This is a genomic window from Streptomyces cellostaticus (genome assembly GCF_023630175.1).
GTDB classification, from domain to species: Bacteria; Actinomycetota; Actinomycetes; order Streptomycetales; family Streptomycetaceae; genus Streptomyces; species Streptomyces cellostaticus_A.
Genome location: NZ_JALLIN010000053.1, coordinates 1 through 22,731, shown reverse-complemented (window position 1 = coordinate 22,731; position 22,731 = coordinate 1). Strand labels below are relative to the sequence as shown.

The 22,731-nt window shown below is 70.8% G+C and carries 17 protein-coding genes; 7 read left to right on the top strand and 10 right to left on the bottom strand.

The annotated features are described in order from the left end of the window. Nucleotides 1–20: 20 nt before the first annotated feature. A complete protein-coding gene (locus tag MXD57_RS27135) occupies nt 21–650 on the bottom strand; it encodes a TetR/AcrR family transcriptional regulator (protein WP_250404672.1) in 630 nt (209 codons plus the stop codon). A gap of 138 nt (nt 651–788) precedes the next feature. Here MXD57_RS27135 and MXD57_RS27130 point away from each other — a divergent pair, with 138 nt between their 5' ends. Further along, complete coding sequence (locus MXD57_RS27130) at nt 789–1,418, top strand: alpha-ketoglutarate-dependent dioxygenase AlkB (RefSeq protein ID WP_250404671.1); 630 nt, start codon at nt 789–791, stop codon at nt 1,416–1,418. Between the two features lie 230 nt (nt 1,419–1,648). Continuing rightward, nucleotides 1,649–2,884 (top strand): DUF4032 domain-containing protein, encoded by a 1,236-nt coding sequence (locus tag MXD57_RS27125; protein WP_250404670.1) that lies wholly within the window; start codon nt 1,649–1,651, stop codon nt 2,882–2,884. A gap of 1 nt (nt 2,885) precedes the next feature. Here the strand turns inward: MXD57_RS27125 and MXD57_RS27120 are convergent, their stop codons facing one another. Continuing rightward, entirely contained in the window at nt 2,886–3,755 is an 870-nt protein-coding gene (locus MXD57_RS27120) for a universal stress protein (protein WP_250404669.1), read from the bottom strand. 228 nt (nt 3,756–3,983) lie between these two features. Between MXD57_RS27120 and MXD57_RS27115 the strand changes: the two genes are divergently transcribed. Genes MXD57_RS27115 through MXD57_RS27105 form a run of 3 tightly spaced genes read left to right on the top strand, consistent with a single transcriptional unit; the run spans nt 3,984 to nt 7,479 of the window. After that, nucleotides 3,984–5,660, top strand: coding sequence for an FAD-dependent oxidoreductase (locus tag MXD57_RS27115; protein ID WP_250404668.1), 1,677 nt, complete (start codon nt 3,984–3,986; stop codon nt 5,658–5,660). Further along, nucleotides 5,657–7,132, top strand: a complete 1,476-nt coding sequence (locus tag MXD57_RS27110) for an ATP-binding protein (RefSeq protein WP_250404667.1) — start codon at nt 5,657–5,659, stop codon at nt 7,130–7,132. Before MXD57_RS27115 ends, MXD57_RS27110 begins: the two co-directional genes overlap by 4 nt. After that, nucleotides 7,129–7,479 carry a UBP-type zinc finger domain-containing protein gene (locus MXD57_RS27105; RefSeq protein ID WP_250404666.1) on the top strand — a complete coding sequence of 117 codons (351 nt, stop codon included), beginning with the start codon at nt 7,129–7,131 and terminating at the stop codon, nt 7,477–7,479. Before MXD57_RS27110 ends, MXD57_RS27105 begins: the two co-directional genes overlap by 4 nt. Nucleotides 7,480–7,513: 34 nt before the next feature. Here the strand turns inward: MXD57_RS27105 and MXD57_RS27100 are convergent, their stop codons facing one another. Together MXD57_RS27100 and MXD57_RS27095 are read right to left on the bottom strand one after the other, a co-directional pair. After that, entirely contained in the window at nt 7,514–8,734 is a 1,221-nt protein-coding gene (locus MXD57_RS27100; protein ID WP_250404665.1) for an SGNH/GDSL hydrolase family protein, read from the bottom strand. A 187-nt stretch (nt 8,735–8,921) separates the two neighbouring features. Then, on the bottom strand, nt 8,922–10,718 hold the full coding sequence (locus MXD57_RS27095) for a M4 family metallopeptidase (RefSeq protein ID WP_250404664.1): 1,797 nt from the start codon (nt 10,716–10,718) through the stop codon (nt 8,922–8,924). Between the two features lie 307 nt (nt 10,719–11,025). On the opposite strand from MXD57_RS27095, the gene MXD57_RS27090 reads away from it, so the two are divergent. Beyond that, nucleotides 11,026–12,228 (top strand): serine hydrolase domain-containing protein, encoded by a 1,203-nt coding sequence (locus MXD57_RS27090; RefSeq protein WP_250404663.1) that lies wholly within the window; start codon nt 11,026–11,028, stop codon nt 12,226–12,228. Between the two features lie 86 nt (nt 12,229–12,314). Continuing rightward, complete coding sequence (locus MXD57_RS27085; protein WP_250404662.1) at nt 12,315–12,992, top strand: AIM24 family protein; 678 nt, start codon at nt 12,315–12,317, stop codon at nt 12,990–12,992. Between the two features lie 115 nt (nt 12,993–13,107). On the opposite strand, the gene MXD57_RS27080 is transcribed toward MXD57_RS27085, so the two are convergent. From MXD57_RS27080 to MXD57_RS27055, 6 genes are all read right to left on the bottom strand, one after another. Next, nucleotides 13,108–15,570: a hypothetical protein gene (locus tag MXD57_RS27080; protein WP_250404661.1), complete on the bottom strand. Its 2,463-nt coding sequence runs from the start codon at nt 15,568–15,570 to the stop codon at nt 13,108–13,110. A 169-nt stretch (nt 15,571–15,739) separates the two neighbouring features. Beyond that, a complete protein-coding gene (locus tag MXD57_RS27075) occupies nt 15,740–16,465 on the bottom strand; it encodes a DUF6333 family protein (protein WP_250404660.1) in 726 nt (241 codons plus the stop codon). A 253-nt stretch (nt 16,466–16,718) separates the two neighbouring features. After that, entirely contained in the window at nt 16,719–17,846 is a 1,128-nt protein-coding gene (locus tag MXD57_RS27070; protein WP_250404659.1) for a hypothetical protein, read from the bottom strand. A gap of 649 nt (nt 17,847–18,495) precedes the next feature. Continuing rightward, a complete protein-coding gene (locus tag MXD57_RS27065) occupies nt 18,496–18,882 on the bottom strand; it encodes an XRE family transcriptional regulator (RefSeq protein ID WP_250404658.1) in 387 nt (128 codons plus the stop codon). A 563-nt stretch (nt 18,883–19,445) separates the two neighbouring features. Then, nucleotides 19,446–20,132 (bottom strand): RES family NAD+ phosphorylase, encoded by a 687-nt coding sequence (locus tag MXD57_RS27060; protein ID WP_250404657.1) that lies wholly within the window; start codon nt 20,130–20,132, stop codon nt 19,446–19,448. 266 nt (nt 20,133–20,398) lie between these two features. Further along, nucleotides 20,399–22,731, bottom strand: a 2,333-nt coding sequence (locus MXD57_RS27055) for a WD40 repeat domain-containing protein (protein ID WP_250404656.1), incomplete at its 5' end; no start/stop codon positions are given.

The following is a 22,731-nucleotide window of genomic DNA, read 5'->3' as shown; positions in this document are numbered from 1 at the left end:
CGTGTCCTTCCGTACGCGACTCATTGCGGGGTGCCGCTGCCGTCGGTCAGCAGGGCGGTGAGCAGTTGCTTCAGCCAGCCGCGGGCGGCGTCGACGTCCCTGTCCAGCAGGAGCTGGGTCGTGACGCCGTCGTAGGCCGCGACGACCGCGCGGGCGGCCCCCTCGGCACCGCCGAGCACGGCGGGCAGTTCGGTGTGGCCGCGGGCCCGGCCGAGGCGGTCGGCGACGGCCCCGCGCAGCCGGGCCCGGTGGTCGAGGAGGGTGCGGGCGACGTCCGGGTCGCGGGCCGCGTGCACCAGGAAGTCCGTCTTGACGAGCAGCCAGTCCACGTCGAGCAGCAGGACCTCGGTCACCCGGTCGACGGAGGCCGGGACGTCCAGGTCGGGCCCGTCCTGCGCGAGCGCGTCGGCCACCTGGCCGGCGATGAGGTCGGCCCGCTCCCGGTAGAGGGCGAAGAACAGCTCGTCCAGGGTGGCGAAGTTGGAGTAGAAGGCACCCCGGCTGTAGCCGGCGGCCTCGCAGACCTCCTCGATGGAGACCCGCCCGAAACCCTTGGCGGCGAAGACCGCGAAGGCGGCGTCGAGCAGATTCGCCCGGGTCCGGGCCCGCCGCCTGGTCACGCGCGGGGCCGTGTCGTCCTTGGCCGTCATGGCTGGCCCTCCTTCGATACGGCAATGTATCCGATACATCGATGTATCGAAAGCCTCCGGGCGGTGCCGGCGACCCCGGTACCGGCGACCGGGCCCATCGTGGGGAACATATTTTCGATTACGGAGTAGGCTGGGTCCATGGCCACGCACCTCCAGGGCTCCCTGTTCGACCAGACCGACGAGCTGCGGCTCGGCCCGCTCGACGGGTCGCGCCGGACCGAGCTGGGCTCCGGCGCCTGGATCGACGTGCTGCCGGGCTGGCTGAGCGGCGCGGACGCCCTGTTCGAGGAACTGGCCGCGGACGTCCCCTGGCGGGCCGAGCGCCGCAAGATGTACGACAACGTGGTGGCCGTCCCGCGGCTGCTCGCGTTCTACGCGGCGCACGACCCGCTGCCGCACCCCGTCCTCACCGAGGCGCGCGACGCTCTGTCCGCCCGCTACGCCGGAGAGCTGGGCGAGCCGTTCACCACCGCCGGACTGTGCTTCTACCGCGACGGCCGGGACAGCGTCGCCTGGCACGGCGACCGGATCGGGCGCGGTGCCCGTCAGGACACGATGGTCGCGATCCTGTCCGTCGGCGCGCCCCGGGACCTGCTGCTGCGTCCCGTGGGAGGCGGCGGCCCCGCCGTCCGGCGGCCGCTCGGGCACGGCGACCTGATCGTGATGGGCGGCTCCTGCCAGCGGACCTGGGAGCACTGCGTGCCCAAGACCGCCCACGCGGCGGGTCCGCGGATCAGCGTCCAGTTCCGACCCCAGGGGGTGCGGTGACACCTGCGCCGGGCCACGGCGGCGACGGCCCCCCGGGGCGGGCCTGAGGACCGTCCCGTGGTCCCCGGTCGATCAGCGCACGGCGTCGCACGGCGTCGGATGCGATGCGTCGCAGGGCGCGGGGTCGCCCTCATGCTGGACGTGTCCGGCGATCCGGCGGCGCGGCGCGGCGCGGCAGCCTTCTTCGTGCGCCCGCCGGAGACCGCGGGACAGCCCTTAGGGTTCGTCCCATGGCATTGCAGATCAGCGCCACGAACCCGGAGCACCCCGCGCTCCTGCTCGAACTGCCCTGGGACGTGGCCCTGGAGAAGTGGCCCGAGGAAGTCCTCGTCCCACTCCCCCGGGGCATCTCCCGGCACGTCGTGCGCTACGCGCGCGCCGGCGACGAGGTGATCGCCGTCAAGGAGCTGGCCGAACGGCCCGCGCTGCGCGAGTACGGGCTGCTGCGGGACCTCGACCGGCTGGGCATCCCGGCCGTCGACCCGCTCGCCGTGGTCACCGGCCGCGCCGACCGGGCGGGCGCCCCGCTGGAACCGGTGCTGATCACCCGGCATCTGCGCGGTTCGATGCCGTACCGTTCGATGTTCGAGACCACCATGCGCCCGGCGACCATGCACCGGCTGATGGACGCCCTCGCGGTGCTGCTGGTCAGGCTGCACCTGAGCGGTTTCGCCTGGGGCGACTGCTCGCTGTCCAACACCCTCTTCCGGCGGGACGCGGGCGCCTACGCCGCGTACCTGGTGGACGCGGAGACCGGCGAGCTGCACCCCCGGCTGAGCCCGGGGCAGCGGGACCACGACCTCGACCTGGCGCGGGTGAACATCAGCGGCGAGCTGCTGGACCTGGAGGCGTCCGGGGCGCTGCACCCCTCCGTCGACCCCGTCGAGTTCGGGCACGAGATCTGCACCCGCTACGCCGGCCTGTGGCAGGAGCTGACCCGCACCTCGGTCTACCCGGCGGGCAAGTACCACTACATGGAACGCCGTATACGCCGCCTGAACGACCTCGGCTTCGACGTGGCCGAGATGCAGATCGGGCACTCCGCCAACGGCGACACGGTCACCTTCGTGCCCAAGGTCGTCGACGCCGGCCACCACCAGCGGCAGTTGCTGCGGCTGACCGGCCTCGACGCCGAGGAGAACCAGGCACGGCGGCTGCTCAACGACCTGGAGAGCTGGATGGCCGGCCAGGACGACCACGCGCCCGGTGACCCCCTCGCGGCCCGCCCGGAGGTGCTCGCCCACCGCTGGGTGCGGGACGTGTTCCGGCCGACCGTGCGCGCCGTGCCGCCCGGGCTGCGCGGCTCCATGGACCCGGCCGAGATCTACCACGAGCTGCTGGAGCACCGCTGGTACCTTTCGGAACGGGTCCAGCACGACATCGGCCTGGACACCGCCGTCGCCGACTACATCGACAACGTCCTGCCGAAGGCCCGTACGACCCTGGAGCCGACGCCGCCCCAGTAGGTCACTCGTGGGGCACCACGGCCACCGGGCATCCGGCGTGGTACATCATCCCGTGGGCGACCGAGCCGATCCGGGCCCCCACGGCGGTGCGGCGGGCCCGCCGGCCGACGACCATGAGCTGGGCCCGGCCGGCCACCGAGAGCAGCACCTGCGCGGCACTGCCCATCTCGATGTGCTCGGCGACGGGTACCTCCGGGAAGCGTTCCCGCCACGGGGCCAGCGCGTCGGCGAGGGCCTGCTTCTCGTACGGCTCCAGACCGCCCGCCTCGTCCAGGAGCTTCAGCGAGCCCGGGCTGTAGGCGAAGACCGGCGGCAGTGTCCAGGCGCGCACCGCCCGGACGGTGGCACCGCGCACGGCCGCCGTCTCGAACGCGAACCGCAGCGCGGCCGCGCTGTCCTCCGGGCCGCCGTGCTGGCCGACCACGATGTCCCGCCCGCCGGCCTCCGCCGCGGCGCGCTCGCCGGCCCGCACGAGGACCACGGGCCGGGTCGTCTCGGCGACCACCTGCTGGCCGACCGAGCCCAGCAGGAAGCCCATCACCCGGCCGTGCCCGCGCGAGCCCAGCACCAGCAGCTCGGCCTCGGCGGCCGCACCGGTCAGCGCCTCCGCGACATCGCCCTCGTCGAGCACGTCCACGTCCACCTCGAGCCCGGGGTGTCCGGCCGAGACGGTGCGCACGGCCTCCCGCACCCCCTCGGACACCCAGCCGCGCTGGGTGTCCCGGTCGGCCGCGGCGATCGCCTCGGCGTAGTGCCAGGCGTGCACCACGCGCAGCGGCAGCCCCCGGCGCACCGCCTCCCTGGCCGCCCAGCCCAGCGCGGCCAGGCTCTCCTCCGTACCGTCCACCCCTGCCGTGATCGGGCGTGTCATGCCTCGGTCCTCCTCGTCGTCCGCGTTCGCGGGGCCAGTCTCCCCCACGGGCTGATCATGCCCTCCCCCTACCCACGGAGGAGGAGATCAAGGAGCGGTCCCCCAGGGCGGGCGACGTCGCAGCACGGCGGGGCGGATCCGGGCGATCGAACATACGATGGGCGGGAGTCGGTGCGGCGACCCTGGCGGCGCCGTACCGCGCAGCCGACCGCTCGGGGTGGGAGAGGCATGGCACAGGCCGCCGACGCAGCGCGGACCGTCATCCTGACCGTGGACGACGACCCGGGGGTCTCCCGCGCCGTCGCCCGTGATCTCCGACGGCGCTACGGCGAGTCGTACCGGATCGTGCGCGCGGAGTCCGGCGCGTCGGCGCTGGAGGCACTGCGCGAACTGAAGCTGCGCGGGGACCTGGTGGCGGTGATCCTGGCCGACTACCGGATGCCCCAGATGAACGGCATCGACTTCCTGGAGCAGGCCCTGGACGTGTATCCGGGGGCCCGGCGCGTGCTGCTGACCGCGTACGCGGACACCAACGCGGCGATCGACGCGATCAACGTCGTCGACCTCGACCACTATCTGCTCAAGCCGTGGGACCCGCCGGAGGAGAAGCTCTACCCGGTGCTGGACGACCTGCTCCAGGCGTGGCGGACCAGCGCCCGCAGGCCGGTGGCCAGCACCAAGGTCGTGGGGCACCGCTGGTCGGCCCGGTCCTCCGACGTGCGGGAGTTCCTGGCCCGCAACCAGGTGCCGTACCGCTGGTACTCGGTGGAGGAGCCCGAGGGGCGGCGGCTGCTGACCGCGGCCGGGCAGGACGGGCAGCGGCTGCCCCTGGTGATCACCCCCGACGGGACGGCCCTGGTGGAGCCCGAGGCGCCCGAGCTGGCCGCGCGGGTGGGCCTGGCGACGACACCGACGGCCGACTTCTACGACCTGGTGGTGATCGGCGGCGGTCCGGCCGGTCTCGGCGCCGCCGTGTACGGGGCCTCGGAGGGCCTGCGGACCGTGCTCGTGGAGCGGTCCGCGACCGGCGGGCAGGCCGGCCAGAGCTCCCGGATCGAGAACTACCTGGGCTTCCCCGACGGGGTCTCCGGCGCACAGCTCACCGAACGGGCACGGCGGCAGGCGGCCAAGTTCGGCGCCGAGATCCTCACCACGCGCGAGGTGACGGGGCTGGAGATCAACGGGGCGGCCCGCGTGGTGCGGTTCGCGGACGGCTCGGCGATCGCCGCGCACAGCGTCATCCTGGCCACGGGCGTGCAGTACCGGCAGTTGCAGGCCGAGGGCTGCACCGACCTGACCGGCTGCGGGGTGTTCTACGGCTCCGCGCTGACCGAGGCATCCTCCTGCCAGGGGCACGACGTGTACATCGTCGGCGGCGCCAACTCGGCGGGGCAGGCGGCGATGTACCTGTCCCGGTTCGCCAAGTCGGTGACGCTGCTGGTGCGAGGGCCCGATCTGTCCGCGTCGATGTCGCACTACCTGATCCAGCAGATCGGCGAGGCACCGAACATCTCGGTGCGCGGCCGCACGGTCGTGGACGCGGCGCACGGCTCGGGCCGGCTGGAGGAGCTGACGTTGCGCCACATGGCCAGCGGGGAGACCGAACGCGTCGACGCCCAGTGGATGTTCGTGTTCATCGGCGCCGCCCCGCTGACCGACTGGCTAGGCGGGACGGTGCTGCGCGACGAGCGGGGGTTCATCCTGGCCGGACCCGATCTGACCGCCGACGGGCGGCCACCGGCCGGCTGGGAGCTGGACCGGCCGCCGTACCACCTGGAGACCAGCGTCCCCGGCGTGTTCGTGGCGGGCGACGCCCGCGCCGAGTCCGCCAAGCGGGTCGCGTCCGCCGTCGGAGAGGGAGCCATGGCCGTCATGCTCGTCCACCGGTATCTGGAGCAGTCGTGAGCGGGCAGCCGGTGCCGTGCAGCCCGCAGGAGATCGGCTCCCTGTTCCTGTTCGAGAAGCTGTCCCCCGACCAGCTCGGGCGGCTGTGCAGCGAGGGCCGGGTGGAGCTGTTCGAGCCCGGCCCGGTGTACACCGAGGGCGACCCCGCCACCTGTTTCTACGTGATGGTCGAGGGCACGGTCGTGCTCTCGCGGCGGGTGGCCGGCGACGACGTGGAGGTGTCCCGTACCTCGCAGCGCGGGGTGTACGCGGGCGCCATGCAGGCCTACCTGGGTGACCGGGTGCGGCAGGTGTACAACAACTCGATGCGGGTGACGGAGCCGACGCGCTTCTTCGTCCTGCCGGCGGACACCTTCGCCGAGGTCATGAGCGAGTGGTTCCCGATGGCCACGCACCTGCTGGAAGGGCTGTTCTTCGGTGCGAAGAGCACCCAGGCGGCCATCGGCCAGCGGGAACGGCTGCTGGCCCTCGGCTCGCTGTCGGCCGGGCTCACGCACGAGCTGAACAATCCCGCCGCGGCCGCCGTCCGGGCCACCTCGACGCTGCGGGAGCGGGTCGCGAAGATGCGGCACAAGCTCGCGGTGATCGCCGAAGGCCCGTTCTCCCGCGACGCGCTGGCGAGTCTGATCGAGATCCAGGAGCGCACCGCCGAGCGCGTCGCCAAGGCGCCGGCGCTCAGCCCGCTGGAGGCCTCGGACCGCGAGGACGCGCTCACCGACTGGCTGGAGGACCACGGCCTCGACCACGGCTGGCAGCTCGCGCCCACCTTCGTCCAGGCCGGTCTCGACGTGGACTGGCTGGAGCAGGTCGCGGCCGCCGTGGACGCGGAGATCCTGCCCGGGGCGGTGGGCTGGCTCAACTACACCGTCGAGACCGAGCTGCTGATGGACGAGATCGAGGACTCCACCACCCGGATCTCGCACCTCGTGGACGCCGCCAAGCAGTACTCGCAGCTCGACCGGGCGCCCTACCGGGTCGTCGGTGTGCACGAACTCCTCGACAGCACGCTGCTGATGCTGTCCGGCAAGATCGGTCCGCGCATCGAGGTCGTCAAGGAGTACGAACCCGCGCTGCCGGACATCCCCGGCTACCCGGCCGAGCTGAACCAGGTGTGGACCAACCTCATCGACAACGCGGTGTCCGCCATGAACGACGCGGGCGGACAGGGCACCCTGACCGTGCGGACCGCGCTGGAGGGCGAGCAGGCGCTGGTGGAGTTCCGGGACACCGGGCCCGGGGTGCCGCCGGAGATCAGGAGCCGGATCTTCGACCCGTTCTTCACCACCAAGCCGGTCGGCCAGGGCACCGGGCTCGGTCTGGACATCTCCTGGCGGATCGTGGTGAACAAGCACCACGGCACCCTGCGCGTCGAGTCGGAGCCCGGCGACACCCGTTTCCAGGTGCTGCTGCCACTCACCGCCGGGACACCCGAGGAGCGGTCCGCCCTGACGAACCCCGAGGAGGCAGCATGAGCGGCGAGCCCGCCATCGACCCGAGCGTCCCGCCGAGCGGAGCGGGCTGTGTGGAGTGCGACGCGGCCGGCGGGTGGTGGTTCCACCTGCGCAGGTGCGCGGCCTGCGGTCACATCGGCTGCTGCGACGACTCCCCCGCCAAGCACGCCACCGCCCACTACGAGTCGACCGGGCATCCGGTGATCCGCAGCTTCGAGCCGGGCGAGGGCTGGTTCTGGAACTTCGAGACGGGCGAGCTGTACACCGAAGGTCCCGAACTCGCGCCGCCGGCCGGGCACCCGGACGACCAGCCGGTGCCGGGACCGGCTGGGCGGGTGCCGGCGGACTGGGCCGACACCCTGCGCTGAGCCCGGTACGGCGGGAGGGGCGACCGGCCCGCGGTCAGCGCGCGCAGTCGAGGACGTGCGGGTCGACGGCTTCGGCCATGGCCCGCATGCCCGCGTCGCCGAGGTGCAGGTGATCGCCGTTGTCGAAGTCGGACAGCAGGCGGCGGGGCAGTTGCGGGCTGCGCAGGACGCGGTCGAAGTCGACGGCCGCGTCGAACTCGCCGCCGGTGCGGACGAACCGGTTGACCTCCTGGCGTACGGCCTCGGCGGCGGGGTCCCATTCGGACCAGCCCTCGAACGGGGCGATGGTCGCGCCGACGACGCACAGCCCGGCCGCGTGGGCCTGCCGGACGATCGTGCGGTAGCCGGCTATCAGGTCGGCCGCGGTGACCCCGGTGTGGGCCTTGAGGTCGTTGACCCCCTCGAACAGCAGGACGGTGCGTGCCCCGGGCTGGGTCAGGACGTCCCGCTGCAGCCGGTGCAGGGCTCCGGTCCCGGCGTCGTCGCTGAGCACCTTGTTGCCGGACATGCCCTCGTTGGCCACCGCCTTGACGGCCGTCGGGGCCGCGTGCAGGCGCCGGGCGAGGAAGTCGGGCCAGCGCCGGTCGAGCCCCGCGGTGGACTGCCAGCCGTCGGTGAGGGAGTCTCCGAGCACCACCACGGCCCCGGTCGCGGGGTCGGCCGGGCGCACGGAGACGGCGTCCAGGTACCACCAGGAGCCCGTCGGCCGGGTCCAGTTCGCCCCGCTGGTCTCGGCCGTGTGGTCGCCCTGGCCGATGTACGAGGTCTGCATCGCCAGCTCGTGCCCGGTGGCCGGGCCGGCCGCGTCGGGGGTGTGCAGGCTGACGGCGAGGTCGGCCCCGGCCGGGACGGTTCCGGGCCGCGGGTCGCTCCATGCGACCGTCCCGGCGGGCAGGGTGACCGAGCGGGCGCCGCCGAAGGTGAGCGGCCGGTCGCTGCCCGGTACGAGCGCCGCGCCCGTGCGCCGCAGCCCGACGTGGACGCTGTCCACGGTCAGGGGGCGGTCGCCGAAGGCGTTGGACAGGCGGACGCGCAGTGCGCTGCCGGCCACGCTGGTGTGCACGACGAGCCGGTAGCCGCGGTCGGCGGCGCCCTCGCCGAGGCGGTCGGCGCCGGCCGCCCAGGTGACGACCTGGCCGGCCCGGCCGCCGGCTGCGGGGGGCCCGGCCGCGGCGCGCACGGGTGCCCCTTGGCAGGCGAGGGTGATCAGCACCGCCGCGGCCAGGCGGCGGACCCGGGCGGACCGGCCGGTCATCGGGGCCCCCTCGCCGCGGTGGACCCGCTGCGCCCGGGGCGGAGCGTCCGGAACGTGTCAGTGTGCGCCACGGACGTCATCGTCCCGCCGCGGCCGCCGACGCGCCACCTCGGCGGGCGGGAGCGCCCGGACGTGCGGATGCCCCGCGCGGGGCGGGGCATCCGGTGGTGCCGGGTACGGACGTCCGTCAGTGGCGGGCGGCCGGGGTGTTGGCGGCGGTCACGTTGACCGCGGCCCAGGCGTTGTTCACCGTCTTGTACTCGGTGCTGGACGAGCCGTACAGGTCCTTGGCCGCCTTCAGCGTCGCGACGCGCGCTCCGTGGAAGTCGGTGGTGGAGACCATGTAGCGGGTCAGCGCCCGGTAGAAGATCGCCGTGGCCTTGGTGCGGCCGATGCCCTTGACGGTCGACGCGTTCCGGTAGGTCGGCGAGTTGTACTTGACGCCGCCGATCGTCTTCGCGCCGCTGCCCTCCGCGAGGAGGTAGTAGGCGTGCGAGGAGACACCGGAACCGGCGTGCACCTCGGTGTCGTACGTGTCCTGCGACCAGTAGTCGATGGTGCCCTCGAGCTTGTCGAGCGACGGGTGGTCGAGACGGCGCAGGAACTTCTGCTCCAGGCCCAGCTTCTCGCCGATCAGGTAGTCCGGCGTGTCCTTGGCGTTCTTGGCGTAGAACTCGACGTTGGAGCCGAAGATGTCGGCGAGCGACTCGTTCAGCGAGCCGGGCTCGCCGTACTGGTTGCCGTCGGCGTCGACGTAGGTCGGCTGCAGGTCGGCGGTCGCCTCGACCACGCCGTGGGTCAGCTCGTGACCGGTGACGTCGAGGACGACGAGCGGCTTCTTGAACATCTGGCCGTCGCCGTCGCCGTAGAGCATGCAGTTGCAGTTCGGGTCCCAGAAGGCGTTGGCGACCTTCTTGCCCCAGTGGACCATTCCGCGGGCGGCCTTGGAGTTGTTGGCTATGCCCTTGCGCTTGAAGGTCTTCTTGTAGAAGTCCAGCGTCTTGGTGATGCCGTACTGGGCGTCGGCGGCGGCGCTGGCCCGGCTGGAGGTCTTGCCGTTGCCCCAGACGTCCGTGGTGTTGGTGAACTTCGCGCCCGCGCCGAAGGACTCGGTGTACTTGCCCTTGGCGTCCCGGGTCTCGGTGCCGTACCGGTGCGGGTCCTTGAGCTGGTAGTGGTGGCGCGAGGTGGCCGTGGTGGTGAGACCGACCTTGCCCACGAAGAGGGTCTTGCCGGTGCCCTTGGCCGCCGCGGGGTAGCGCACGGCGCCGGAGAGGCCCGGGCCGGGCAGGGCGGCTCCGGTGCCGGAGCCGGAGCCGGCACCGGTGGCCGGGTCGGCGGTCTGGCCGCTCCTGCGCATCGTGGCGAGCAGCCGGGGCGACAGGAACTCGTCGGCGACGGGCGTGTTGCTGCGCACCTTGCCGGTGACCGCGTCGACGACGACGGTGCTGGCGCTGTCCTCGTCGGTGACGGTGACCTGGTAGGCGAGGGCGGCGGAGCCACCGCGGGCGTCCACCACCAGTTCGGCGTCGCCGGCCTCGCCCTTGGCGGCGCGGGCGGCCTCGGCCGCGGCCTGAGTGGCCGTCAGCTCGGGCTTGGCGGCCGTGGGCTTGACGGCGTGGGTGGCCGCGCTGGTGGCGCCCGTGTAGGCCAGCCGCCGGTCCAGGTGGACGACGAGGTCGCCGCCGAGCACCGGCATCCCGTCGTGGGAGCGGACGAAACGCACGTGGCGCCCGCCCTCGGGGTCGAGGAGCACGTCCTGGACGTGGAGTTCGTCGCCCTGCGCGACGCCCGTCGCCGCGGTGTGCGCGAAGGCGGCGGCCCGCGCCGCCTTCACCACCGCCGCGGTGGTCGCTGCGGTGCCGAAGGCGGTGGAGTGCTCCCCACCGGTGGAGGGACCCGCGAAGGCCGTACCGGCCAGCCCCGTGGCAGCGGTCGCCACCGCGACGGCGATCGCCGCGGTGCGTATGTGCGGTCTACGCAATCTGATCAGGGTTCCTTCGTTCGAAGGCGGAGGATGTCCCAACCGCCCCAATGCGTGGCGGAGTTGAGCGCCACGGGGGCTGGTCGGGCCCCGGGGACAACCCTTATGGATCAGTCATGCACACGTAAAGCCGGAATGATCCATTTCGCGCTCTTCTATGGCAATTCTTTGCAAATGCCTGCCGGAGAGTGATCGCGTGATGGCCAACTGTGTGTCGGCTGTGGAGACGTTGCCGGAATCCCCTAGGTTCCAGGCCGGAATGTGACCGATGTCGCATCGCCGATCGCGAGGACAGGAGTGGAGCCGGATGGTCTCAGCAAGGGTGGGCAGGGGTGCGGTACTCGCAGCGGCCGTCCTGTCGCTGCTCACGGTCCCGGCGCGGGCCGCGACCCCGCAGGCGGACGCCAGGGGGGCGGCCGCACTGCCCGCACCCGACGTCGGGGGCCTGGACGCGGTACTGCGCTCGGTGCTCGACCGGGGCGCCCCGGGCGCGCTGGTACGCGTCGACGACGGGGCCGACGCGTACCTGGTGACCCGGGGCTTCGCCGACCGCAGCACCCGGCAGGGCATCAGCACCGCCGACCGGTTCCGCATCGGCAGCGTCACCAAGTCCTTCTCGGCCGTCGTGCTGCTGCAACTGGCCGACGAGCACAAGCTGGACCTGGACGCCCCGGTCAACCGGTACCTGCCGAAGCTGCTGCCGGACGACCGGATCACCGTCCGGCACGTGCTGAGCCACCGCAGCGGCCTGTACGACTACACCACCGACATGTTCGCCAGGAGTGTGTCCGGCTTCGAGGCGGTCCGCGACAAGGTCTTCGGCTACCGCGACCTGATCGCCCTGTCGCTGAGGAAGCCCCGCACCAACGCGCCCGGCGCCGCCTACGCGTACTCGAACACCAACTACGTCGTCGCCGGCCTGCTCATCGAGAAGCTCACCGGAGGTTCCGTGCGCGGCGCCTACGAGAAGCGGCTGATCACTCCGCTCGGGCTGCGCGACACGTTCTACGTGCACCCGGACACGAGGATCCCCGGCAGGCACGCCCACGGCTACCTCACCCCGGACGACGCCGGCGCGGCCCTGGTCGACGCGACCGAGCAGACCGTGTCCTGGGCGCAGAGCGCCGGCGCGCTCATCTCCAGCGCCAGGGACCTGAACACGTTCTACTCCGCGCTGCTGCGCGGCAGGCTGCTCTCCGCCGCCCGGCTCGCGGAGATGGAGCGCTTCACCCGGGTCGACGCCACCACGTCGTACGGGCTCGGGCTGCGCCGGCGCGAGCTGTCCTGCGGCGTCTCGGTGTACGGGCACACGGGCGCCGTCCAGGGCTTCTACACCTACGCGTTCGCCTCGAAGGACGGCAGGCGGACCCTGACGGCCGCCGCCAACACCTCCAACAACGCCAAGGTGCTCGGCGCGCTCGCGGGCACGCTGGAGTCGGCGTTCTGCGGCAGGGGCACGGGCAAGGCGCTGCGCGCCCCGGCCGCCGGGCAGCGGGACCTGAGGCAGTGAAAGGACCCGGCGCGGGGATCGGGTGACCGGGCGGACGCGTGACGTGATCTTGGCGGAACGAGTGCGTCCGGGCCACCATGCCCCGCATGAAGGGTTCCCTCTTTTCCAGTGAGCACGTGGTGCGGCCGGCCGTCGAGGCCGGCATGACCGTCGAGAACGCCAAGTGCATCAGGTACGCGGTGAACGGCGAGATGCACGCCCGTCAGGGCGCGATGATCGCCCACCGCGGCAGCCTCCGGTTCGAGCGCAAGGGCCAGGGTGTCGGCGGGATGCTCAAGCGAGCGGTCACCGGCGAGGGGCTGCCGCTGATGGCCGTGCGCGGCCAGGGCGAGGCCTGGTTCGCGCACGAGGCGCAGAACTGCTTCGTCGTCGAGGTCGAGCCGGGCGACCGGTTCACCGTCAACGGCCGCAACGTGCTGTGCTTCGACGCCTCGCTGTCGTACGAGATCAGGACCGTCAAGGGCTCGGGCATCGCCGGCGGCGGCCTGTTCAACAGCGTGTTCAGTGGACAGGGCCGGCTCGGCCTGGTCTGCGAGGGCAACCCGCTGGTGATACCCGTGTCGGCGCAGCACCCGGTGTACGTCGACACCGACGCGGTGGTCGGCTGGACCGCGCACCTGCAGACGTCGCTGCACCGCTCGCAGTCCCTCGGCTCGATGCTGCGCGGCGGTTCGGGCGAGGCGGTGCAACTGATGCTGCAGGGCGAGGGGTTCGTGGTCGTGCGGCCGAGCGAGGCGGCACCGCAGAAGGCACAGGCGCACTGACGCCCGATCCGCCCCGCTGGATGAGATCCGGCGGGGCGGATTCACGGGCGGCGTCCCGTGCAGCCGGAGGGCGCCCCTTCGCGAGGCCGGCTCGCTGGGACGCCGGTGATGGATCTCAGCCTGTGGTGCGGCGGCGGCGCATCCACCACCACAGGGTGCCTCCGGCTGCGACGAGGGCGGCGGAACTGCCGGTGATCAGGCCGATGGGGGCGGTGTTGCCGGTGTGGGCGAGGTCGCCGTCCGGATCGGGCGTGTTCGGCGCGGAGGTGGCTGGCGCCTGTCCGCCGCCGCTCGGGGTCGGCTGCGGGGTGACCGGGCCGGTCGGCTTGCCGGTGGGCTTGCCGCCGCCGGTGTGGGTCGGCGTCGGAGTGGGGTCGCCGCCCGGGTCACTGCCGGCGGCCTTGGCCGGGCCGCCCCCGAGGTAGAGGGTGTCGGTGTCCCGGTAGGACGTGTCATCCGACGTGATGGAGTTGCGGGTGGTGTTGTCCAGGTCGCGGTTCTCGACGTTGAAGCGGGCGCGGGTGATGTTCCGCTTGGGCTGCTTGGAGAAGTCGACGCCGCCGACGCCCTGCTGGTAGACCTTGCCGCCGTACTTCAGCTCGAACCACTCGATGCCCTTCTTGATCGAGTCCATGTACCGGTTCCAGACCTGCTCGCGGCTCCAGTTCCGGTTCGGGGCTCGCAGCGGCCAGGCGGACACGTCGTTCGAGTTGATGATCCCGTGGAAGTCGTTGGGGGACTTCGCGTCCTGCTGGCGGATGTACTCGGCGGCGACGCGGGCGTTGTAGACGGCGCGCAGGTCGGCGTACTTGGGGTCCTTGTTCACGCGGTCCTGGATGAGCGGGATCACGTGGCGGCGGACGCTGTCCTCGATCGCGGTCTTCTCGGCCTTGGTCAGGTCGGTGCACTCGGTCGAGCCGGGCACGTGGTAGTCGACGTCGAGCCACTGGTCGGAGACCTTCATCGGCGAGTCGAGGATGTAGATGCCGCCGTCCTGCTCGCGTACCTTGGCGGGCTCGGGCTCGATCCAGAAGCGGGTACCCGGGAAGCAGGGGATGCCGTTGCGCCGGGGTGCGGTGTCCCAGTACCGCTTGCCCTCCACGTGCTTGTCCGGGTTGAGGGCCTCGGCGAAGTCGTGCTTCATCATGAGGTCGGCTTCGAGGAGGACGCGGCCGGCGTCGGTCCTGCCGAACGTGGCGTCCATGACCTTGTCCGGCTGGTCGGGGTTCAGGTTCACCCAGAACTTGTCCGGGGTGAGCGCCAGCCAGGTGAACAGGGCGTCGGAGGACAGGTTCATGCGGGTCCGACCGCCGTAGCCGGGGTTGGCGTCCGGGTCGGGCATCTGGTCGGCGCGCATGGAGTACTGCATGCCCTTGCCCTTGCCGAGGCCGCCGACGTACCGGAGCTCCATGGTGGTGAAGTCGACGCCGCCCGGGCCGCCGCGTGGGAGGGTGCCGCGCGGGTCGAAGCGGCGTGCTCCGGCCTGGATCTGTTTGGCTTCGTTCAGGGTGCGGCCGGAGTTGTTGACGCGCTCGTTCAGCGGGCCGCGGGTTCCGCAGGTGGATGCGGAGCCGAGGGAGGCGAGGGTGGTGGTGCCGGCGCCCTGGCACCCGGGGGCGAACCACCGGTCGTGGCGGGAGTAGCCGCGGATCGGGGTGGTCTGCGGGATCGAGTTGTACAGGCGCTGATTGCCGCGGACCGGGTTGACGGCGCCGGGACGCAGCCGGGAGACGTACTGGTTGAAGTCGTCGATCTTCTTCCTCTGGCCGCCGGTGAACGGCTTGGCGCCGGTGAAGCGGAACTTGTGGTCCGGCATCAGGCGGGCGATCTTGCGGTCCTTGCCGAGCTGCTTGTTCGTCAGCTCGCTGTTGGACTTGAACTCGTTGAACTCCTTGGACTTCCTGTTGTAGGCGTCGTAGCGGCGCGAGTCGACCACATTGCCCTGAGCGTCGATGAGGTCGACGGTGACCTCGCACAACCAGTCCGGGCCGATGAGACGGAAGTCCTTGACCAGCTGGCGCTCGAAAGCGGAACCCTTGGAGTTGTTGGTCTGATTGCGGATGTACCTGTTCTCGAACCAGTGGTCGAAGGTCAGGCCCTCGTTGTTGTTGAAGAACCGGGCATAGATCTCCATGGCCCGGTCAGCGGGGTCACCGGACGCGTCGGCGTCCCTCTGCCATGCCTTGTAGTTCTTCTCCGTGTCGTTGGGGAACTTGGACATGGCCTTGGCCCTGTCCGCCGCCGTCGGGGGCCCGAGCCCGTCGTACGCTCGTCCGGGGAGCTTGTAGTTGAAGTTCTTCGGCAGGCTGGACGAGGCGTTGAAGTTACCGCCCAGTGGGTCGTTGGGGAACCCGGAGTCGCGCGGCGTGGTGCCGTAGGTCTTGCCCAGGTTGCGTTCGTCGCAGCGCTTCGCACCGGGACGGATCTTGGTGGTGACGGCCGGGCCGGCGGCGACTGCGGTGCCGGTGAGGTCGACGCCTGGCAGGCCGGTCACGGTGACCGCCGAGGCGATCCCGAACGCGGCCAGGACGCGGCCCGCCAGGCGCCACCGCTCGGGTATGCGCAGTGCTGTATTCAAAAGTGTGGTCTTCCCTCTGGTGGGGCCAGGGGTGTGGGCGACGCCATGGGGCCCCCGTGGCATGTACGCGCCGCGCTGCCACCCTAGCCCCAACTGCCGTCAAATTAAGAGCAGTTAAGGCCGAGTCCGCGCGGCGCACCCCGACGGCACAGAGGGAGTTGACGGTATGTCAGCGGGTGAAGAACAAGGACTCCATACGGCTGGTCGCCGCGTCGGAGTGCCTCACCCGCAGCGACGACGAGAAGAGAGCCGACCGCCCCCACGGGTCCGCCTCGCCCAGGCACGCCGTCGCCAGCGCCCCCCAGTCGTTCTGGTTCGGGTCGTCGTCCAGGTCGAAGAGAACGTCCAGGTCCTCCAGCCGCCCGGCGGTGACACCGCAGGCCGCCATGACGGCGGCCGGATCACCCGACACGAGGAACGGCTCATCGCCCGGCCAGCCGCACGCGTGGAACATGGGGCCGCCCGGCAGCATCACGAGGTCCTCGGTGTGCTCGGCCCCGCAGTGCACCTCCACTCGACCCACGACGAGTGCGTCGGGGAAGCGTTCACGCAAGCGCTCGGCCTGATACAGCATCGGGGTGTCATTGCCGTCGTCCGCATAGCCGGGATCCGACACCGACATGACGTTCCCCCACACCCCCACCCGCACGATGTCCAGGTCGGCACGCGTGCGCACGGTGAGCCTGTCACTGCCCTGACGCGACCCGAGGTCCTCCAGCACCTCATCGATCACGTCAAGGGAGAGAGCGAACTCCAGAGCCGCCGCGGCGTCGTTGGGCGGCAGGTCCCCGGCATCGACGGTCACCGGAGGCCGCACGACGGTGAGTTCGTAGCGCGTCCCACCACCGGTCGTCATACGGTCTGCGGGGACGGTCCAGAATCCGTTGCCAGCCATGGGCGTTACCGTAGTGGCATCCACTCCGCCCACGCGGAGACTGCCCGGGGCCTACGGTGGCCATCGCGTGCGGATGCCGCAGCGAGGCGAGGCCGGGATCACCGATCGCGGCATGCCACTGCCTCGGTGCCGTGGGCCGCCAGCCGGAAGGAGTCCCGGGCGGCGCTCCTGGCCACTCCCATGGCCGATGAATGCCTCAGCACCAGCCGCACCGTACCGAGGACCGCGGGCTCCTGCCGCTCGAACGACCCCGTCAACGCAGCGCAATGGGCTGCTGTGCCTCCGCCACGCCGTCACGCATCATCTTGTCCACCACCGCCTTCTCGGGCAGGCGAAGCTCTTCGGCCATCCGAGTCAAGCCGGGCTCGTCCAGAGCGATCGCCGCCCGGTGCGTCGGCGCAGCGCTCAACCGAGCCATGCGCGAAGCATCGAGAGAACCACGGGTGGCATCACGGCCCCGTTGTTCGCGCAGACGTGCCGCCTGACGGGCGAGTTTCTCCCAGAAGTCCTGCTGAGGGACTGCGGTGGGTCGTCGGGGGGCGAGCGTCTTCGTCTCGATCACCAGGCGATGCGCTTCCACGCAGATGGGGCGAGCAAGGTCCTGGTCGTTCAGCGCGGCGACAGCGGCCTCGCGGGACGCCGTACGGGCTGCCGCGTCGTCCGCCTCCAACAGTGCACCCCGAGCGGCCGGCAGCGTGAGCCAGAGCAGCAGGCGCGCTGTCGCGGCCATGGCCGCCCTCGGGATCCACAGCACCCACTCGCTGATCCTGCCCCGGATGTTGAAGCTCCGTGCTCCGGCCGCTACATGGTCCGCGCCGAAGGCGAGAGCATCGGCATTCCAGGAGATGTACGCGGTGTCGTTGGTTCGCATGGTCCACGACCCGGCGGTCAGTGACTCGAGGGCCGTGGCGACGAACGCACGGGAACGGATGTTGCGAGGAGCTCCGTGGGCCAGCGCATGGGCCACGGCGGCAACGCGTTGCTGGGGCGGGTAGGCGGCCCAGAGCAGGAGGCCGACAACAAGGCAGCGCTTCCGGGGGAACCCGTAGTGGGTGACGGTGACCGAGAACTCCGGAGTGAGCTGGACCGAATCGGGGGGCCGCACCCCGCACGTGCCGGCTATGCCGCCCAACAGGTCGAACAACGCCGGGGCGTCTGCCTCTCGCAGCGTGGGCAGGTCGGGATTCAGGTGTCCGCTCCGCGGACGCATGGCAAGAGCCAGGCCCAGAAGCGCCAGGCCCATCATCGGCTGAACAACCGTGCGCCATCCGATGACGATCAGCAGCACACTGCCGATGAACAGCGCGGCTGTCATGAGATGGACCATGCCGGCGACGGCGTACGCGGCTGCCGTCCTGGCTTTTGCGCGCATGGCGCTCACTGGCAGACTTCGGCGGTCACGTTCCACGAGTCCCCCTTGCGGTGAACGGCTGGTGCCGCTCGAACACGTGGTGATCCGACCATCGCGGCAGAGGCCGGGCAAGCGGTCTGAGCAACATCTGAGCCTCCCCGGCCACCAGGGGGCAGAGCAGCCCGGGCGGGTGGGGTAGGGGCGGGACTCTTCCGCCCTCGCCTTCCCGGGCCGAGAACCGTCCCGTCGACGAAAATGCACAGAGCATCCCTGCGCAGGAGCCGCCCGTGTCCGCGCCGGGTACGTGTCGGTGGTGCCCCGGCGCTTCAGGGAAACGGTGGTCCGATCAGCGCGGCCTCGACCGCTTCACCGGTCATGTCGATCAATACGGCTTCCGGACGCATGTCCGCGGGAAGGTGCGCAGGTGCTTCTGGGCCGCAGGAGAAGGTGCCCGGGCTCGGATCGAAGAGCACGGCTGCCAGCCGTGCGGCGAGTCCGCCACGACGGCGAACACGCCGGGACCCGAGTGCGGACGCTCCCCGAAGATGCCGGTCCGGTCGACGAAGATCTCGGCCTCGGTCACCGGATCGGGCCACGTCGTTCGCGCTCAGGAGCCGGGAGGCCGCGCTGCCGACCTCTGTAGCGGCACCCGTGCCGGGAGCGGGGCTCCGGGAACGACTCAACCCCCGTCGACGTATGCGCGTGCTGCAATCATGACGTCGCGGTAGTGCCCCTCGGCGATCACGCCGAGGGGTGCCTTGTCGTCGAGTTGGGGGTTCATGCCGATCAGCCAAGCTCGGGCTGTATAGAGGCTTTCTGCATCCTGGATGAGTTGGAAGACCTGGAGCGCTGCGCGGAGGCGTTCTTCCGCTTCGGGCCTGGGTGCGTTTTCTCCTGATGCCCATTTGCCGACCTGCCGGTGATCGCTGAGGTTGGCGATGCGAGCGGTGAGCCGCTGACCGAGGTTGTCCTGCAGGAATCTGGCGATGTCGGCGACGGACATGCGCACGGTGACGAGGTGAGCCTTGGTCGCGGCTTCGTCGCTTCTGGGCTTGGTGGCTGGCATGGTGTCTTCTCCCTGGTGTCGTGACGGGGCGCCGGCTGGGGCTACGCGGTCGCTGGTCAGACGGCGGGTGGATGGAGAGCGGGTCGGTCGTTCTCGTGGGGCGTCGGTCGGGTCAGGGCCGAGGCGTGGGCGTGGCTGCGTCCCGTGTTGCGGCTGGGGACACCGAACAGGGAGCCGGCGTGCTTGGCTTCCCGACTGGCGTTGGTCGGGAGGCGGGCCCTGGAGGCAGGAGAGGCACGGCAGGACGAGGCCAGCGCTGCGTTGCTCCCGCGGGTCGCCTGTGGGTGGGGCGGACCTGGGCAGTAAGCCGCCGGCCTGAGCATCCACGCTGGCCCCTTCCTGTTAGCGTGGCTTTACGGTACCGATTTCCCACTGCCTTCTCCACCGATTCGCTTCAAAGCACAGGGCCCGCAGCACGACAACGGCGTCCGCTCGGCACTCAGTTGGTGTCTGACGTGCTCCTTTACTTCCCCGACCGGCGCCTGTGGCGTCGTCGGGCACTGCAGGTTCGTTCGTTCGGGCTACGCGGTTTTCCGTAGGGATTGGCGTGGGTTTGCTGTTGGTCATCGGATGGTGAGCCCGTATTCGTCGGCGACGGTACGCAGGCCCTCGGTCTCGGGCCAGATGGGCTGGGTCTCCACCTCCTCCAAGTGGGTGCTCTCGAAGATGGCCCAGCACTGACGAGCAGCGAAGCGGGATCGGTAGGCGATGCCCTGGATTAGGGGTGCCCGGCGGAGTGTGCGTTGTTCGTGCGCCCAGGCGGCGATGCTGCGCGTGATCCGCCGGTCGCGCCCTTGGACGTGTTCGTGCGTGAGTTTGTCGACGTCGAATCGGGCCATGACGGGTTCGAGTTCTTGGTGGAGGCTGTTGAGGGTGTCGTTGTCGTCGATGTCGAGAAATCGAGCGGCTTTGTCGGGCATGAGCCTGACCAGGGTGTGGCGCGTGCGCCAGTCCAGAGGCAGGTGGCTTGGGGGCATGTAGTAGGGCTCGTGCCAGTCGTCCTGGATGACGTTGCGTAGTTCGGGGTGGACACGGAAGGGGGCAAGGGCTTCGGCGAAGCAGCCTTCGAACTCTGAGGCGCAGTAGAGAGTCCCGTGGCCGACGAGGCTCCAGCGGTTGCCACTGGTGCGATCGGCGTCGTCCGCCGTGATCTGGTTGTACTTGAGCGGATCCTTGGCCTTGCCCAGGCGCCAGACGCCGCGCTCGGGTGCTGGGATGAGCCGCGCTCCTAAGTACGTCTCCTGCTCCATGCGCCGCTCCTTAGGGGCGGGCCCATGGTGCTGGAGGCTGTGCCCGCCGTGTGGCCGGGCCGCGCGTTGTGGTGTGTGGGCAGGCCCGGGTGTGTGCTCGTTGGGTGGTGGCGTGGTCCCGGGATGTGCGCGTCTGCCGCGGCAGGGCTTTCCCCGTTTGGCCTTTGCCGGACGATCATTCTGGATGCTGGGTTGGTGCCGTGTGACGTGATCTGGCATATGACTGGAGGCGCGTTACGGCATTTGAGGGGCGCGCAGCTTCGACTTCACCACCCATCCATGCGGAGCTCGACAGCAACGACGCCTGCTTCGCCGGTCAGGGTGAGCGTGGTGACCGGCTCGTGCGGGTGGGGATGCGCGGTCAGGGTGTGGACATGGTTTCCTACGGCGAGTTGGAGGACGCATCGGCCGGAAGTGGCGTCCCAGATTCGTACGGTTCCGTCGCGTGAGGCGCTGGCGAGGTAGGCGCGGGGGCGGGGTCGGGGGCTTGTCCATGCGGCGACGGCGTTGATGACGTCGGTGTGGCCGCACAGGTGCGGGCCGATGGGCGTATGGTCGTCGAGGCTCCACAGGCGCAGGGTGGCATCACCTGCGGTGGCCAGGTGCGGGCCGTGCGGATTGTCCGCGTCGATGGCCACGGCGTTGATGACGCCTTGGTGGCAGGGGAAAGCGCGATGGGGTTCGTTGTGTGCGGGATGCCACATTCGGACATGGTCGTCCGCGCTGCCGGTGGCGATCCAGAGGGCGTCGTCGCGGCCCGTGGTGGCGGTGATGGAGCTGATGCGATAGGGGTGCTGCCAGATGTGCAGGGGCTGGCGTGTTGTCATGTCCCATAGCCGAACGGTGTAGTCGTCGCTGCTGATGAGCAGGCAGGCACCGTTGTGGGTGCAGGTCGCCATACGTCGGATGGTCTGCTGGTGGCCGGCGAACACGATCGGGTCGGTGTCCGCGGCGAGTGGCTGCCACACGCGGACGGTGCAGTCGGATGCGGACCAGAGCAGTTGAGGTGTGTCGGTGTCCGGATGCCAGGTGAGAGCGGTGGCAGCCTCTGCGGCGGGAAGCGTGAGGGTTGCTTCGCTGGTGCCGGTGCGGGGGCGCCAGATCTGGAGAAGGGCCGGATAGGCGATGGCCAGTCGCAGTTCGGTGCCCGGGGCGGCCATGGACGCCGCGGCGAGTGCCGCGGGGGCTGGTGTGGCGCCCTTGAGCGCGTTGCGCACGGCTTCTGCGGTCCAGTGGCGCATGGTGTTGTCGTTGCTGCAGGAGATCAGGATGGTCGGCTGGGGGCCGTGGACTGAGTGCAGGGCGACGACGGTGTCAGCATGGCCGGTGAGGGAGCCGGCTCTGGTGCAGGTGCCGAGGTTCCACAGGTCGATCGTGTTCCCGCGCCCTACGGCCATCAGCTGCACGCCGTCGCAGTCCAGCCCTGCCAGGGCGATGATCGGCTCTTCGCTGGCGGGCAGGTGCTTGTCCGCCGCAGCCGGCAGGGTCCACACCGTGACGCTGCCGTCGTGGTGGCCGGCTGCGATCTGCCCGGGAACGGAGGTGCCGGTGAGGGTCCGCACTCCCGCGTGCAGCGGATGTTCGGCCAGATGGTGGTTTGTCGCAGCGTTGCGGATGGTGAGTGTGCCACCTGCGCAGACCAGGACGTCTTGACCGTCGGCAGTGCATGTCACGAGGGCAGCGAACGCTGAGGGCTCAGCCGGATGCGGCCTCAGCAGGGCCAGCGGGCGCATGCCCTCGCCGTCGTCCTTCCAGTACGTGAGATCACCCTGGCCGGTGATGCAGAATACGGTCAGCTCCCCGGCCGGCGTGCGGCAACAGGCCAGTGCGGCGATCCAGGTGGTTTGGATGAGTCGGTGGTTGAGAAGACGGCTGCCGGCATCCCAGATGCAAACACTGCCGTCGGTGCTGCCCGAGACCAAGGTCTTGTGGTCGTCGTCCCAGATCCAGGTGAGGCAGCGAACGGCTCCGTCATGAGCGCGGATGCGGTCTCCGACAACTCCCCCGGTGGAGGCATCGAGCAGGTCGATGGTGCCGGTTTCTGCTCCTAGGGCGATCAGTTCGCCCTCGCCTCGGTGTGATGCGGCCAGCGCAAGGCAGCTCTGGTTCAGGGTGGCCAGAACGTTGTCGGGAGGAGCCCAGCGCGACCAGAGCACGCGAAGTTGTGAGCCGTCGAAGGTGTGGGCGGTGCGGGGTACGGCTGACGCGGGCAGGCCGGGAAAACGCATGGTCGTGTGGGCGAGGTGCAGGCTCGAGCAACGCGAGGGGAGGTCAGCATGCGCTATGTAGGGCTCGATGGCCGCCCAGGCTCGCAGCCACCAGCGGTTGTCCCCTCCGCGGTGGGGCAGATGCAGCAGTCGGCGAACGGCGGCGCCGGCGACCCAGGGCAGCAATGGGGGCGGCAGGTGGTCGTCGTCGAGGACTCCCGCGAGAGCGGCGTGCTCGGCAAGATGGCGTGCGATGTAGGGGTGGGGCTGCTGGCGGGCGTCCCCTCCCACGAGAGGGGCCAGGGCTCGTGCGATGGAGTCGTGGCCCTGCTGGATGACTGAATCGGGTAACGCATCCTGCTCCGACTGGCTCAATGCCGGGTCCCCCTTGA